9 protein-coding genes, 4 pseudogenes and 1 riboswitch are annotated in these 15,323 nt (G+C 61.8%); of the genes and pseudogenes, 7 read left to right on the top strand and 6 right to left on the bottom strand.

What is annotated here, in order from left to right:
* The first annotated feature begins 144 nt into the window (after positions 1-144).
* The 4 genes and pseudogenes from hldE to JN403_RS01830 all read left to right on the top strand — a co-directional run bounded on the left by hldE (position 145) and on the right by JN403_RS01830 (position 4,204).
* Positions 145-1,568 (top strand): annotated as a pseudogene (gene hldE / locus JN403_RS01845) (bifunctional D-glycero-beta-D-manno-heptose-7-phosphate kinase/D-glycero-beta-D-manno-heptose 1-phosphate adenylyltransferase HldE).
* 73 nt (positions 1,569-1,641) lie between these two features.
* Entirely contained in the window at positions 1,642-2,616 is a 975-nt protein-coding gene (locus JN403_RS01840) for a glycosyltransferase (RefSeq protein ID WP_205484930.1), read from the top strand.
* Positions 2,616-3,326 (top strand): hypothetical protein, encoded by a 711-nt coding sequence (locus JN403_RS01835; protein WP_205484929.1) that lies wholly within the window; start codon positions 2,616-2,618, stop codon positions 3,324-3,326. The genes JN403_RS01840 and JN403_RS01835 overlap by 1 nt, the downstream gene beginning before the upstream one ends.
* Before the next feature lie 65 nt (positions 3,327-3,391).
* Positions 3,392-4,204, top strand: a complete 813-nt coding sequence (locus JN403_RS01830; RefSeq protein WP_205484928.1) for a hypothetical protein — start codon at positions 3,392-3,394, stop codon at positions 4,202-4,204.
* 7 nt (positions 4,205-4,211) lie between these two features.
* Here JN403_RS01830 and JN403_RS01825 read toward each other — a convergent pair.
* The 4 genes and pseudogenes from JN403_RS01825 to JN403_RS01810 form a co-directional block, all read right to left on the bottom strand.
* Positions 4,212-5,176: pseudogene (locus JN403_RS01825) on the bottom strand (metal ABC transporter ATPase).
* A gap of 36 nt (positions 5,177-5,212) precedes the next feature.
* Positions 5,213-6,022: an aldo/keto reductase gene (locus JN403_RS01820; protein ID WP_205484927.1), complete on the bottom strand. Its 810-nt coding sequence runs from the start codon at positions 6,020-6,022 to the stop codon at positions 5,213-5,215.
* A pseudogene (locus JN403_RS01815) lies at positions 6,019-7,193 on the bottom strand (FAD-dependent oxidoreductase). The gene JN403_RS01820 and the pseudogene JN403_RS01815 overlap by 4 nt, the downstream one beginning before the upstream one ends.
* A gap of 63 nt (positions 7,194-7,256) precedes the next feature.
* Complete coding sequence (locus JN403_RS01810; RefSeq protein WP_122533844.1) at positions 7,257-7,589, bottom strand: multidrug efflux SMR transporter; 333 nt, start codon at positions 7,587-7,589, stop codon at positions 7,257-7,259.
* Positions 7,590-7,751: 162 nt separating this feature from the next.
* Here JN403_RS01810 and waaA point away from each other — a divergent pair.
* Positions 7,752-9,025 (top strand): annotated as a pseudogene (waaA, locus tag JN403_RS01805) (lipid IV(A) 3-deoxy-D-manno-octulosonic acid transferase).
* A 298-nt stretch (positions 9,026-9,323) separates the two neighbouring features.
* On the opposite strand, the gene JN403_RS01800 reads toward waaA, so the two are convergent.
* Positions 9,324-10,763 (bottom strand): TolC family outer membrane protein, encoded by a 1,440-nt coding sequence (locus tag JN403_RS01800; RefSeq protein WP_122625610.1) that lies wholly within the window; start codon positions 10,761-10,763, stop codon positions 9,324-9,326.
* Positions 10,764-10,945: 182 nt separating this feature from the next.
* Positions 10,946-11,050: riboswitch (TPP riboswitch) on the top strand.
* Between the two features lie 171 nt (positions 11,051-11,221).
* Here JN403_RS01800 and thiC point away from each other — a divergent pair.
* Both thiC and cytX read left to right on the top strand, forming a co-directional pair.
* Positions 11,222-13,123 (top strand): phosphomethylpyrimidine synthase ThiC, encoded by a 1,902-nt coding sequence (thiC, locus tag JN403_RS01795; protein WP_205484926.1) that lies wholly within the window; start codon positions 11,222-11,224, stop codon positions 13,121-13,123.
* 143 nt (positions 13,124-13,266) lie between these two features.
* Positions 13,267-14,556, top strand: coding sequence for a putative hydroxymethylpyrimidine transporter CytX (cytX, locus tag JN403_RS01790; RefSeq protein ID WP_205484925.1), 1,290 nt, complete (start codon positions 13,267-13,269; stop codon positions 14,554-14,556).
* Here the strand turns inward: cytX and JN403_RS01785 are convergent.
* Positions 14,525-15,271 carry an RsiV family protein gene (locus JN403_RS01785; protein ID WP_205484924.1) on the bottom strand — a complete coding sequence of 249 codons (747 nt, stop codon included), beginning with the start codon at positions 15,269-15,271 and terminating at the stop codon, positions 14,525-14,527. The genes cytX and JN403_RS01785 overlap by 32 nt on opposite strands.
* Between the last annotated feature and the right edge of the window lie 52 nt (positions 15,272-15,323).

Genomic DNA, 15,323 nt, shown 5'->3' with positions numbered 1-15,323 from the left:
AGTCGACACGCCGTTTGTTGCACCCTTTGAAGCGCCATTCGAAGCGCTGTTTTAAGCACTAAGGGATTCGAGGCCAACCGGCCAGCCAGCGCTGATCGCTGTGCTAAGATTCCGTCCTTGTCCATTTCTGCCACGGGTTGTTCGATGAAGTTGTCCATGCCGCGTTTTGATCAGGCTCAAGTGTTAGTTGTCGGCGACGTCATGCTCGACCGCTATTGGCACGGTGGCACTTCCAGAATCTCCCTGAAGCGCCGGTTCCGGTGGTCAAAGTCGACCAGATCGAAGACCGTCCGGGCGGTGCTGCCAACGTGGCGTTGAACATTGCAGCGCTGGGCGCCAAGGCGTCCCTGGTCGGTGTCACCGGCACCGACGAAGCCGCTGACAGCCTGAGCAACAGCCTCAAGGCCGCTGGTGTCACCGCTTGCTTCCAACGCATCGCCCACCAGCCCACCATCGTCAAATTGCGCGTCATGAGCCGGCACCAGCAGCTCCTGCGTATCGACTTCGAAGAACCCTTCGCCACCGACCCCGACGCCCTGAGTCGTGAGGTCGATGCTTTGCTCGACGGCATCAAAGTGCTGGTCCTGTCCGATTACGGCAAAGGTGCACTGAAGAACCATCAAGTCCTGATCAAGGCAGCCCGGGACCGTGGTATCCCCGTGCTGGCCGACCCCAAGGGCAAAGACTTCGCGATCTATCGCGGCGCCAGTCTGATCACCCCCAACCTCAGTGAATTCGAAGCGATCGTTGGCCACTGCGTCGACGAGGCAGAGCTGGTCGCCAAAGGCGCCGCGCTGATGAAGGACCTTGATCTCGGTGCGCTGCTGGTCACCCGTGGCGAACACGGCATGACGCTGTTGCGCCCGGACCAGCCGACGCTGCACCTTCCGGCCCGCGCCCGGGAAGTCTTCGACGTGACCGGCGCCGGCGACACGGTTATTTCCACCCTGGCCGCGGCCATCGCAGCGGGTGAGGAATTGCCTCACGCCGTCGCCCTGGCGAACCTTGCCGCGGGCATCGTCGTAGGCAAGCTTGGTACTGCCGCGATCAGCGCGCCCGAATTGCGTCGCGCCATCCAGCGTGCCGAGGGTCCTGAGCGCGGCGTGCTAACGCTCGATCAGTTGCTGCTGGCCATCGACGACGCCCGTGCCCACAAAGAAACCATCGTCTTCACCAACGGCTGCTTCGACATCCTCCACGCCGGCCATGTCACCTACCTGGAGCAGGCACGCGCGCAGGGCGATCGTCTGATCGTGGCGGTCAATGACGATGCGTCGGTGAGTCGCCTGAAAGGTCCGGGCCGCCCGATCAACAGCGTTGATCGGCGCATGGCCGTGCTGGCCGGTCTGGGCGCGGTGGATTGGGTCATCAGCTTCCCGGAAGGCACCCCGGAAAACCTTCTGGCCCATGTGCGTCCGGACGTGCTGGTGAAAGGCGGGGACTACTCGGTTGACCAGGTCGTCGGCGCTGACATCGTCGCCTCTTATGGTGGCACCGTGAAAGTGCTGGGACTGGTTGCCAACAGCTCGACGACAGCCATCGTCGACAAGATCCGCAGCCAAGACTGATCCGACGCCCGCAGCGCAAAGTGGCACCCCTTGCCGCTGCCATTTTTGTATTCGCAGTTCGGTATATGAACGTATGAAAGTCATGTTACTGGTGATGGATGAACAGCGCGTCATACTGGACGGTTTGTACGAAACCGTGCGGCAGCATTGCGACGACTGCGTCATCTTTCGCCTGAGCAAGCAACAGCAGCTGAATCTCGGGCCATTTCTCGCCTCGGTCGATTATCAGCGTTACGACCGGGTGGTGATCTTCTCCCGGGTCAAACGGCTTGCTCGCCAGCGCGCGGTGCTCAAGTGCATTCCGGGGCTGATCTTTCTTGAGCACGATGCGTATCAGAACTACATGAGCGCCAGCAAATACCACGGCATGTATTCACGCTTGTACCGGCAGCTGCCGTGGAGTCGCGCACTGGTTTCCGGTGCGGTTGTCGCGCGGCGAATGCGCGGCGAAGGCCTTGATGCGGTGTTCGTGTCCAAGGGCTACGACCAGGAAATGCTGCGCAACCTCGGCCAGCCCCGGGACATTCCGGTGGGCTTTCTGGGCAGCCTGAAAAGCCGTGAATATTCACAGCGTAAACAGCTGGTGGAAAACCTTGCGCAGCGCGCCGGCGTGCTGGTGACGCGCACGGCCTCTGGCGCCGAATACCTCGAAACCCTCAATCGCATCAGGATTTTCGTCAGTGCCGACATCGGCATGGGCGAGTTCATGATCAAGAATTTCGAAGCCATGGCCTGCGGTTGTGTGCTGCTCGCGTGGAGTCAGGGCGAAGAGGACGATCTGCTGGGTTTCGAAGAGGGGCGCAACGTCATGTTCTACCGCTCCGAAGACGAAGCCGTCGAGAACATCCGCCTGCTGCAGAGCGACCCTGATCTCGCTGCGCGTATCGCGGGCGAAGGGCAGCGATTCGCCGAAGAACGCTATGCCTTTGCCCGCGTGGGTCGCGATCTGGCCGATGAAATTCAGCGGCCTATGCGCCCGTGGCAACGTCCGTCGGCGCTGACCCGTGCCTGGGTCAAATTGCGCCATGGCATGCAGGTGCCGGCCTGATGACGTTGCCGGCGGGCCACGATCGTACCGCGCCGAATGAGCCCTTTGTATTGCCGGGCGCTGATCAGGACGTGTTCGGCGCGCTTCCGGCCGCACTGCGCCAGTGCCTGGCGAACGCTTCACGGGTCATCCTGATCGCCAACAACCCCGCCATTACTCAGGCCGATTTCGATGCGTTGGGCGTAGGCGCTGACGATGTGGTGGTCAGCTTCAACCTGTGCACCAAGGCCGCTCTGCTGAAGCCAGAAAGCGTCAACCTGTTCGTCCACGGCTTCAATGCGCCGGACCGTTACTTCTTCGGCCTGCCTGCCACCGCTGACGTACAGAAGTTCCTTGCCCGGCCTGACTCGCGCCGCTTCACGCTGCTGGTGGGCTGCGCCGTGCCGCTGTGCCCGATGCCTGAGGTTGCGCTGTATTGGGACCGCATTCCATTGCCCGCGCTGGCCGAGCTTTACCCGGTCAATCGTCCCAATGGCAAGCGCTTCGTCGGGCCCTCCACGGGGTTCAACGTGCTGGTGCTGCTCGACTGGCTACGCGCCCATGCCCACTACAGCTACAGGCTCATGACCCTGGGTTTTTCCAATGAAGCCGGCAAGCTCTGGGGCGGCCATGCCTGGGACTATGAGCGCGAATGGTTGCTGGGCGCAGACGTCGAAGTGATCGCCCTCAAGCCCCGCAGCTGGTGGCGCAAGCTGCTATTTAGCAAATGAACGAGGCCGTCCGCCGCTAGCGCGCGTGTCCAGGCACATCGCCATTGATCCCGGAGAGTTTGTCAGTGCTGAACATTGCGGTCGCGTTTTTTGGTATCCCGCGCAACTCGGAAATCTGTTTTCCCTCCATCGAGGAAAACGTCCTTGGCCAGTTGCCCAAGGGCAGCAACGTCAAATGCTTCTACCACCTCTACAAGATCGACGAAGTGCACAACCAGCGTTCGGCGGAGAAGGGCGAGCTCAAAGCGCAGAATTACGACGTTTTCCAAGCGATGACAGGCGTTCTCGAATCCACAGACGGCGTGCTGGATCGCTGGGATTTCGAGCGGGTCAAGGCGATGGGTGACACATGGGGGGACGAGCACGTTTCCCTGCGCAACCTGATCTATCAGCTCAATTCCCTGCACACCGTGACGGGCATGATGGAGTCGTTCGATCCAGACTTCGTGGTGTTCGTGCGTCCGGACAACTTCTTCCATTCGCCGCTGCCGGGTTATGTCTTTCATTCGCCGCAAGCTCGGCGGCTGAACGCCTATATTCCGGACTGGCAGTGGTGGGGCGGGCTGAATGACCGCTTCGCCATTTGTGGCCGCGACGTCTATCGGGCCTATGGCAAGCGGATTGAGCGCATCTTCGAATTCTGCGAGGCGACAGGCCGCAAGCTGCACTCGGAGCGCTTGCTCAAATACGCGCTACTTAAGGCAGATGCCCGGGTGTGCACGCTGCCGACCACTGCCTCACGAGTGCGCATCACCGGTGCCTTCGCCGAGGAGTCGTTCTCACCGAAGCGCGGGATGGGCAAACGCGAAAACCGCTATTTCCACTTCTTCGCCCGGCTGCGCACCTGGCGTGACAAACGCCTCACCGAGAAGGGCTAAGCAGCGGCTATTTGTGCAGGCCGCCACGAACCAGTCTGACCAGCCGCCGTGCCTTGATTCGCAGCTTGGTCAGACCTGACTTGGGCTTCTTCTTCGGCGTCAGGCCCTGCTGCACCAGCCAGTCCTTCCAGCGAATTCGCTCCTCGCGCACCACCCAACCTTCTTGCGGAGCGAAGCTCTCGGCCAGATAAAGCCCTCGCGTCCCGGCGGGCGAAAGCTTGTCGTTCTTCAGGGTGTACAGCTCGGGCAGGGGCGAGCCGTTTTCCAGCGGCATCAGGTACAGATCCGGTTTGCTGCGATTGAGGCGCGCCACCAGCTCGTTGTTCTCCAGGCTCTCATCGACGTGGAACAGGCTCAGCGGACGAGCCTCTTTCGGCACCTCCAGGCGCATGTCGTAGATCAACTGCAATGACGCGGTCGGTAAGTGCACGTAGGCGCGGGGACTTTCAATCAGGGTCAGGCTGCCGCAGCGTACCGGGAGCGCCGCGCCGGAAAGCGGCGTGAGTCGAAAGGGCATCGCTTCGCGGTAATGCAGTGCTGCCGCGTAGGGGCTGGCAGCCAGGTTTCATTGAAGCGCCCGCCGAGCCAGCCCTGGGGCGTCTCGATCAGGCATTCCTCGGCGACTTCCTGCACTGCCGTGTGCAACGGCAGGTTGAGTTCGTGGGCGGGCACGTAGCCGGAAATCAGCTTGAGCACGACATCGCCACGGTCCTGACGGCGCTGGCGAACCAGCACCCAGTAATCGCGGTTCTGCCAGCGCAGGGTCAGCCGCACCGAGACGCCGAGGTTGGCCAGTTCGGTGGAGAACCGCTCGCTGTTCTCCACGTCGATCTTGCGACGCCGGGCCAGGGTCTGGGTGAAATTCAGCGGCATCCCGATGCTCTGGTAGGTCAGGCTTTCCGGGGTGGCTTCGACGAATAACGGCAGGGTCTTGAAGTTGCTGGGGTTTTTCCGAATCAGGGTTCGCGGCATATCGGCTCCTTCTTGCGTTGGGGTCGGCCGTACGTCTCAGGGCTGACGACGGATCACGGCAGCGGCGGTTGCCACGTTATGGGCCAGATGCAGCGGATTGATGGTGCCGACGATAGCACCGGTGACGCCGGGATGGTCAAACAGCAACTCGAAACTGGCACGCACAGGGTCGACACCGGGGCTCAGGCAAACGTGCCCGCTGGCCAGCGCTTTTTTGACCAATACCCCTTTGCCGTGTGCAGCAGCGTAGTCGAGGACCGGTTTTTCGCTCTGTTCGTTGAGGTTGTACGTGACCATCGCGCAGTCGCCGCCCTGCAAGGCCTGCAGCCCGCCTTCGACGGTTTTGCCGGAGAAGCCGAACCCGCGAATCTTGCCCTCGCGCTTGAGCGCGTCCAGCGTTTGATAGACGGCACAATCGTTGAGCACGTGCAGGTCGTTGCCGTCCGAATGCACCAGCACCAGATCGATGAAGTCGGTTTCCAGGCGCTGAAGGCTGCGCTCCACCGACAGGCGCGTGTGGGCGGCGCTGAAGTCGTGCCGAGACTGGCCCGCTTCAAATTCTTCGCCGACTTTGCTGACGATCACCCAGTCCTTGCGCTGCCCGCGCAGCAGCGGGCCGAGGCGCTCTTCGCTGCGACCGTACGCCGGGGCGGTGTCGATCAGGTTGATGCCCAGATCCCGCGCCAGCTTCAGCAACATCTGCGCTTCGACGTCGTCGGGAATGGTGAAGCCATTGGGGTACTTCACGCCCTGATCGCGGCCCAGCTTCACCGTGCCCAGGCCCAAGGGGGAAACGTTGATGCCAAGGGTGCCAAGCGGCCGATGCAGATCGTGCAGGGTGTTCATGGCAACAGTTGATCCCAGACAGGAATGGCCAGTGGCGGCTTGGGGAAGTCAGTGTGCGGCGGTTGCGGCGTGGGGTGGATGTCGTCGCGGGACAACGAGGCCAGCACGCGGTCGGCAAAGTCAGGGGCCAGCGCCAGCTTGGTGGGCCAGCCGACCAGTAACCGGCCCTGCTCGTCGACAAAGGCGTTGTCCGGGCGCACCAGCCCGCTTTGCTGCGGCTCGGCGCGGTCCACGCGCAAGGTTGCAAACTGCGCCTGACTGAGGTCAACCCAGGGCAGCAGGTTCGCAAGTTCTTTTTCGCGGCGGCGATCTGTTCGGCGGGATTGCGGGCAACACCTTCGGCTTCGGCGATGTCGCCGCCCAAGTACCAGACCCACTGGCCGTCGGCCGCCGGGTGGGTCGTGACAGTGATTCGCGGCTTCGGCCCGCCACCCAGGCAATGGGCGTACAGCGGTTTGAGCGTCGGGCCCTTCACCAGCACCATGTGCAGCGGACGGCGCTGCATGGTTGGCTGGCTCACGTTCAGCGCCTTGAGCAGATCAGCCATGCCCTCACCGGCGCTGAGCACCACTCGCTGGGCGTGGATGTCGCGGCCGTCGACACGCAGCCCGATCAGTTCGCCTTCGTGGCGCAGCGGCTGGATGTCCTGGCCCGCCAGCAAGCTGTCGCCCGCCAACTCAGCCAGTTTTTTCACCAGGCTGGGGATGTCGATGACCAATTCGGCCAAACGGTACACCTTGCCTTTGAAGCGCGGATCCTGGAGTGCAGGTGGCAGGTCGCTGCCCTTGACCTGATCAACGCGACCGCGCACGGCTTTGCTGGCGAAGAAGCTGGTGAGATTGCCGGCGATGGTGCCGGGCGACCACAGGTAGTGAGCTTCGGACAGCAGGCGTACGCCCGACAGGTTCAGCTCGCCTTTACCGGCCAGGGCTTCACGCCAGCGACGAGGCATGTCGGCGATGGCTTCGGACGCACCGGACAGCGCGCCGTGCAACGCGTACTTGGCGCCGCCGTGAATGATCCCCTGGGATTTGAATGTCTGGCCGCCACCGAGGCTGGCCTTTTCCACCACCACCGTCGAAAAGCCCTGATGCCGCAGCCGCGCGTTGAGCCAGAGACCGGCAACGCCCGCGCCGACAATCAGGACGTCAGTGGAAATAGCAGATGACATGGGCACCTCAAATGGCGAAACGAATGCCGGCATTATAGGGGAAGGCTGTTTTCAGTAACCCCCTTAATGACCGGCCGTCTTCGAGAACAGCTGGATGACCACGACACCTGCGACGATCAGACCCATGCCGGCAATGGCAGGCAGATCCAGTTTCTGGCCGTAGATAAACAGCGCAGCGATGCTGACCATGACGATGCCCATGCCCGCCCACACGGCGTAGGCCACGCCAACCGGGATGGTGCGCACCACCAGCGTGAGCATCCAGAACGCAATGCCGTAACCGACGATTACCAGCAGCAGCGGGATCGGCGTGCTCAGGCCTTTGACGGCTTTCATGGACACGGTGCCGATGACCTCGGCACAGATGGCGATGGCCAGCAGGTAGTACGCAGACATGGTGTCGCTCCTTTTCAATGGCCGTCATTAAAGCGGCTTACCCGGCGTGTAACAACCGAACCCTCAAGTGGGGAGCGGTGGTGGCTAGCGGAAATCGCCGGCCAAGATATGTGCGAAGCTCGATGGAAATCTGACAGCAATTGGCTGATAAACTCCGCGCCCATGAATAGAACCCTCTATAGCATCCTGTTTCATCTCGGCCTCCCTTTGATCGCCCTGCGCCTGTGGCTGCGTTCGCGCAAGGCGCCGGCCTACGCGCAACGGGTCGGCGAGCGCTTCGCCATTGGCTTGCCTGCCATGCAGCGCGGCGGAATCTGGGTACATGCGGTGTCGGTGGGCGAGAGCATCGCCGCCGCGCCGATGATTCGCGCGTTGCTGGCCCGCTATCCGCAACTGCCGGTCACCATTACCTGCATGACGCCGACCGGCTCGGAGCGCATTCAGTCGCTGTTCGCCAACGAGCCGCGCGTCCAGCACTGCTATCTGCCCTACGACTTTCCGTGGGCCGCCGGGCGCTTTCTCGATCACATCCAGCCGAAGATTGGCGTGATCATGGAAACCGAGCTGTGGCCCAATCACATTCACCAGTGTGCGAAACGCGGCATTCCGACGGTGCTGGCGAATGCGCGGTTGTCAGAGCGTTCGGCTCGCGGCTACGGACGCTTCGCCAGGTTGACTCGGCCGATGCTGGCGGAGATGAACCTGATTGCCGTGCAGACCGAAACCGAGGCCCAGCGCTTCCGTGATCTGGGCGCTCGGCCCGAGTGCGTGACCGTGACGGGCTCGATCAAATTTGACCTGACCATTGATCCGCAATTGCTGGAGCGCGCCGCTCAGCAGCGTGAGCAATGGCAGACCTTGCAGCGTCCGGTCTGGATTGCCGCCAGTACCCATGCTGGCGAAGACGAAGTGGTATTGGCGGCCCATCGCACGCTAATGCAAGCCCATCCCGATGCGCTGTTGATCCTCGTGCCCCGCCACCCCGAGCGGTTCAATAGCGTGTTTGAGCTGAGCCAGCAGCAGGGATTCGCCAGCGTTCGTCGTTCGACGGCCGAGCCGGTGACGCCGGAAACCTCGGTTCTGGTCGGGGACACCATGGGGGAGTTGCTGTTTCTGTATGCGCTGACGGACATCGCGTTCGTCGGCGGCAGCCTGGTCCCCAACGGTGGCCATAATCTGCTGGAGCCAGCGGCGCTGGATAAGCCCGTTCTCAGCGGCCCGCACTTGTTCAACTTCCTCGAAATCGCCGCGATGCTGCGTCATGCCGGCGCTTTGGAGGAGGTCAGTGACGCGGCTGCACTGGCCGCCGCGGTCCGGGGTTGATCGAACAGCCTGACAAAGCAAAGGCAATGGCCGATGCCGGGCTGGCCGTGATGAAGGCGAATCAGGGTGCGTTGCAGAAGTTGCTGGATGGGATTGGAAGGTTGTTGCACTGATTGCGCCTGAAATACCGTCTTCGTGAGCAAGCTCACTCCCCACAAGTACGGTATTTACCGCGCGACAGCGGAGTCTCGGGACGCCACCAATCCGACTCATCAAACTTGCCAACACCACCGCTGTGTCTGCCGATTGATTACCTGTGGGACCGACCGGGGTGGCGCTCCACCTTGCTCGGGAAGAGGCCGGTACATCCGCCAAATCTTCAGCGGCTGAAGTGCCTTCTTCGAGAGCAATGTGGAGCGGCACCCGGGTCGCTCCCACAAGTGCAGTAATAGCTACGCGACCGCGCGACATTCACCGCTCCGTCGGCCGCTCAAAGTTCTTCGCCGCTTCCTTCGCCAGATCCGGCGGCAGGAAGTCTTTGTCGGGGTTGTAGTCGGCTTTCAGGAAGCGTGACAGATCCTGCAAATCCCCAGGGCTCAGCGTGCCGGCGGCTTGTTTCAGGCGCAGGTTGTCGAGGATGTAGTCGTAACGGGTGTTGTTGTAGTCGCGGACCGATGCGTACAGTTGGCGCTGTGCATCGAGCACGTCGACGATGTTGCGGGTCCCCACCTGATAACCGATCTCTGTGGCTTCCAGCGCGCTCTGGTTGGAGATGATCGACTGTTTGCGCGCCTGCACCTGCTCGACATCAGTGTTCACCGCGCGGTGCAGGTTGCGGGTGTTTTCCACCACCTGGCGGCGCAGGCCTTCACGCTGCTGTTCGCTCTGACCGAGGCGGGCATAAGCCTCGCGGACTTGAGAACTGGTCAGCCCGCCGCTGTAGATCGGGATGTTCACTTGCAGGCCGATGGTGCGTTGCTCGACGCTGCCGTGGAAACTCTGACCGGTGTAGTTGGGGTTGGTGAAGCCCAACGGGTCATTGTCGCCTTTCTCGTACTGCGCCACCGCATCGACGGTGGGTGCGTGGCCTGCCTTGCGCTGACGCAGGGTTTCTTCCGCGGCGCTGACGGCGTAGTTGCTGGCCAGCAAATTCAGGTTCTGCTGGGTTGCGGTGTCGACCCAGGCTTTCGCGTCGTTGGGTGTAGGCGCTAGCACCGGCAGGGTGTGCACGATGCCTTCGATGGAGTTGTAATCGCGGTTGGTCAGGGTGATCAGCGCCTGAAAGGCGTCATCGACCTGGCGCTTGGCGACGATCCGCGCAGCGCGGGCGGTGTCGTAGCTGGCTTGCGCCTGAAGCACATCGGTCTTGTCCGACAGGCCGACATCGAAGCGTTCATTGGCTTGATCAAGCTGGCGCTTGAAGGCCGCTTCCTCTGCCTTGGTCGAGGCCAGATTGTCCTGTGCGCGGAGCACGGCGAAGTAGTCTTCGGCACTTTGCAGAATCAGATTCTGCTCGGTGGCCGAGAGCTGCAGAATGGCCTGCTCGTTGACGTCCTTCGCGGCTTTGAGCTGGAACCAGCGGTCAGCGCGGAAGATCGGCTGACTCAACGTCGCGCGATAGACCGTGCCGCTGCGGCTGATAACGGCCGAGGGCTGGTCGATCGATGTGCGGGTGTCATTGATGTCGGCGCCACCGGAGATGTTCGGCAGCAGGCCGGCGCGTGCCTGAGGCACGATTTCCTTCTGCGCGTCGTAGCTGGCGCGGGCTGCCGCCAGGTCGGCGTTATTGTTGACCGCTTCCTGATACACACTGACCAAACCGGTCCTGGTGGGCAGCGGCATGTCTGCTGCCCCGGCCATCGCACTCGAAGCACACGACACGGCAATGGCCAGTGAAAGTTTGCGCAGCATAGACATTCCCTAGTAATTCAAACGGTATGAAGACGGTGACGTTGCGTCCGATCCAGATGGCTTTGGCGACGCGTAGCGAGTGTAGTTCCAGCGGGTAGGGACAACAATCGGGCAAATCAGCCATTTAACGCGCGTTTGAATTTGACGCTTGGCGTTGGGCCTGCGCCGCGACTAGACTGACGCCGTTCTTGTCGGGGTGCCTTGATATGAGGCTGAGATCGGATAATCCGGATCCCGTTGAACCTGATCAGGTTAACGCCTGCGTAGGGAACAAGATTTCTCGTCTCCCGGCGAGTCCTCTTGAGTGTCGTCCGGGGTCGTCTTTGTTCAAAATCTGAACAGTCCGTGCCTCTTCGATTCTCAGCATCCATGCCGTCTCAGGGTGCATCCGTCCGTATTCATCAGGCTCAAGCTCCGACAATTCATTCCGCTGCTGGATGATGTCTGGAGAGCCCGTGATGAGTACAACACTAAAAAACGCCAATCTGAGTGAATCCGCCCAAGTCGATTCGGGGTCGGTTCAACCGTTTACCCGCTCGCAGAAAATCTATGTTCAGGGCTCGCGTCCTGACATCCGTGTGCCCATGCGTGAGATCAGCCTGGACGTCACGCCTACAGGGTTCTCTGGAACAAACAGCGGCGGCGAGTTCAACGCACCGGTCTGCGTGTACGACACCTCCGGCCCGTACACCGACCCGAACGTCATCATCGACGTGCGCAAAGGCCTGGCCGACGTGCGTTCGGCATGGATCGAGTCCCGCGCCGACACCGAACGCCTGCCGGGACTGACCTCGAACTTCGGCCAGCAGCGCTTGGCCGATGCCGAATTGACCAAGCTGCGTTTCGCCCACGTGCGCAATCCGCGCAGGGCAAAGGCGGGCTCCAACGTCAGCCAGATGCACTACGCGCGTCAGGGCATCATCACTGCCGAGATGGAATACGTCGCCATCCGCGAAAACATGAAGCTGCAGGAAGCCCGCGCCGCCGGTCTGCTCACCCAGCAGCATCCCGGCCAGAGCTTCGGTGCGAGCATTCCCAAAGAGATCACCCCCGAGTTCGTGCGCGAAGAAATCGCCCGTGGTCGCGCAATTATCCCCGCCAACATCAACCACGTTGAGCTTGAACCGATGATCATCGGGCGCAACTTTCTGGTGAAGATCAACGGCAACATCGGCAACAGCGCGCTGGGCTCGTCCATCGAAGAAGAAGTGGCGAAACTGACCTGGGGCATTCGCTGGGGTTCGGACACGGTCATGGACCTGTCCACCGGCAAGCATATTCACGAAACCCGCGAGTGGATCATTCGCAATTCGCCGGTGCCCATCGGCACCGTGCCGATCTATCAGGCGCTGGAAAAGGTCGGTGGCGCCGCCGAAGACCTGACCTGGGAGCTGTTCCGCGACACGTTGATCGAACAGGCGGAGCAGGGGGTCGACTATTTCACCATTCACGCCGGCGTGCTGTTGCGTTACGTGCCGCTGACCGCCAAGCGCGTGACCGGGATCGTCAGCCGCGGCGGTTCGATCATGGCCAAGTGGTGCCTGGCCCATCACCAGGAAAACTTCCTCTACACCCACTTCGACGACATCTGCGAAATCATGAAGGCCTACGACGTCAGCTTCTCCCTCGGCGACGGGCTGCGCCCGGGCTCGATTGCCGACGCCAACGACGAAGCGCAGTTCGGTGAGCTGGAAACCCTCGGCGAGCTGACCAAGATCGCCTGGAAACACGACGTGCAATGCATGATCGAAGGCCCGGGCCACGTGCCGATGCAGTTGATCAAAGAGAACATGGACAAGCAGCTGGAGTGCTGCGACGAGGCGCCGTTCTACACCCTCGGCCCACTGACCACCGACATCGCGCCGGGTTACGACCACATCACGTCGGGCATTGGCGCGGCCATGATCGGTTGGTTCGGCTGCGCAATGCTCTGCTACGTCACGCCCAAGGAACACTTGGGATTGCCGAACAAGGACGACGTCAAGACCGGGATCATTACGTACAAGATCGCCGCCCACGCAGCGGACCTCGCGAAAGGTCATCCCGGTGCCCAGATTCGCGACAACGCCCTGAGCAAGGCACGGTTTGAATTCCGCTGGGAAGACCAGTTCAACCTCGGGCTGGACCCGGACACCGCGCGCGCCTATCACGACGAGACGCTGCCGAAAGACTCGGCCAAGGTCGCGCATTTCTGCTCCATGTGCGGGCCGAAATTCTGCTCGATGAAAATCACCCAGGAAGTGCGCGAATACGCCGCCAACCAGAAGATCAGCGCGGTAGACGTGTCGGTGGACCAAGGCATGCGCGAGCAGGCCGAGCGGTTCAGGCAGGAAGGCAGCCAGCTTTATAAAAAGGTCTGAGCGGCAATCGTAATTGTTCCCACGCTCCGCGTGGGAATGCCGCCTCTGACGCTCTGCGTCACGCAGGACGCAGAGCGTCCAGGTATGCGTGCCCACGCAGAGCGTGGGAACGATCAGCAATTAGTCTCTTCGAGATAAAAAACGTGAACACACCCGGCACCTATTCACCCGACGCCCCCGTACCCGCCGCAAAGCGGGTGTTTGGCGGGCGCGATCTGTTCTCTCTGTGGTTTTCCCTCGGCATCGGCCTCATGGTCCTGCAGACCGGCGCATTGCTTGCGCCGGGGCTGGGCATGTCCGGCTCCATGCTGGCGATTCTTCTTGGCACGCTGGTCGGCGTCTTGCTGCTCGCTGCTGTTGGCGTCATTGGCAGCGACACGGGTCTGTCGTCGATGGCGGCGCTCAAGCTCAGCCTCGGCAGCAAGGGCGCAGGCGTTCCGGCGATCCTCAATCTGCTGCAACTGGTGGGCTGGGGCTCGTTCGAAATCATCGTCATGCGCGACGCCGCCAGCCTGTTAGGCGCGGGCGCTTTCTCCGAAGGCAGCCTCTGGGCCAGCCCGATGCTCTGGACAATCGTGTTCGGCGCCCTCGCGACCTTGCTCGCCGTGAGCGGTCCGTTGGCCTTCGTCCGGCAAATCCTGCGCAAATGGGGCATCTGGCTGCTCTTGGCGGCATGCGCCTGGCTGACGTTCAATCTGTTCAGCAAGGCTGATTTGACTGCGTTGTGGTCACGCGCGGGCGACGGTTCGATGCCGTTTGCCGTCGGCTTCGACATTGCCATCGCCATGCCGCTGTCGTGGCTGCCGCTGATTGCGGACTATTCCCGCTTCGGCAAGCGCGCCGCCGGTGTCTTCGGCGGCATCGCGCTGGGCTTCTTGATCGGCAATGTCTGGCTGATGTCCCTTGGCGTGGCGTACACCCTGGCCTTCGCGCCGAGCGGTGAAGCCAATGCGCTGCTGCTGGCGCTGGCTGGCGCGGGGATGGGGATCCCGTTGCTGCTCATCCTGCTGGATGAGTCGGAAAACGCGTTCGCCGATATCCACTCCGCTGCAGTGTCGAGCGGGATCCTGCTCAAGGCCAAAGTCGAACACCTGGCGCTGGCCATCGGCATCATCTGCACACTGATCGCCTGCTTCGCACCGCTGGCGCAGTACCAGAACTTCCTGCTGATGATCGCTTCCGTGTTCGCGCCGCTATTCGGCGTGGTACTGGTGGATCACTTCATCCTGCGCCGCCGCCGTCACGGCATTGCAACAGCGGGCTTGCGCTGGATGACGCTACTGGCGTGGATCGGCGGGATCTGCACCTACCATCTGCTGGCTAACCTGTATCCGGACATCGGTGCAACACTGCCAGCGCTGATTGTCGCTGGCGTGTTACAGCTGATATTCAATAAGGCGATCAGCTCCGGCCAGGAAACAGCTCAGGCTTGATGATGCCGTTCAGCTGCGGATACGGGATCTTCAGCTCGATATGGCCCATGGCGTAAGGAGCGATGGTTGTCACCGGGTACTTGAGAATCACCGCACCGTACGTCAGAGCGATGTTGGAAGTTTGCTTGAAAGCCCACGTGTTCTGGAACTCGGTGTCCTTGTCCAGTTTGCTGCTGATCAGCCAGGCCTGATGCGCCAGACGGGCCTTGTCCCAGAAGGCAGCTTCCTGACCCGGGACCAGCATGTCGGCCAGTGTCAGCACGCGCTGCTGCTGGCGGGAGTAGTTGATGAATGCGCGCCCCGGATTACCCTGGCCGCTGCCGGAATCAACATAGCTGGACAGCTCGACGACCACGATTCCGTCATGCTGCTCACGTACCTTGGCCTGCAGGTAGCTGCTGTTGCGCGCCGGCGCTCGGCTCAGGTATTGCTCCTGATACGCCTTCAGTGTCGGCGGCACCGGACCATCGCTGTCGCTGCGGGTCAGTTGCAGCAGCGTGCGCTGGACGATCTCGTCAAGCTTTGGCTCGTCAGGGAAATGCACGGTGTCGATGTTCACCAGCGGGCAATCATCGGTGGTGCAGCCGGGCTTGATCAGCTCGGAGGCGTCACGCTGAACGGTCAGCGGACTGCGCAGATTGGGTTGGAACAGGCTTTGGCAGGCGCCCAAAATCAGGGCCACGCAGGCCAGTGAAATGATCTTCAGAAAAGACATGTTGATCCTTGGCATCGGCATAAGGGGGCGTCACGTGGGAGGTAACGGCAAC

Origin of the sequence: Pseudomonas sp. 15A4, from assembly GCF_016925575.1 — a bacterium.
Classification (GTDB): domain Bacteria; phylum Pseudomonadota; class Gammaproteobacteria; order Pseudomonadales; family Pseudomonadaceae; genus Aquipseudomonas.
Note: the sequence above shows the minus strand (reverse complement) of the source record. Positions and strands in the feature narration are given on the sequence as shown.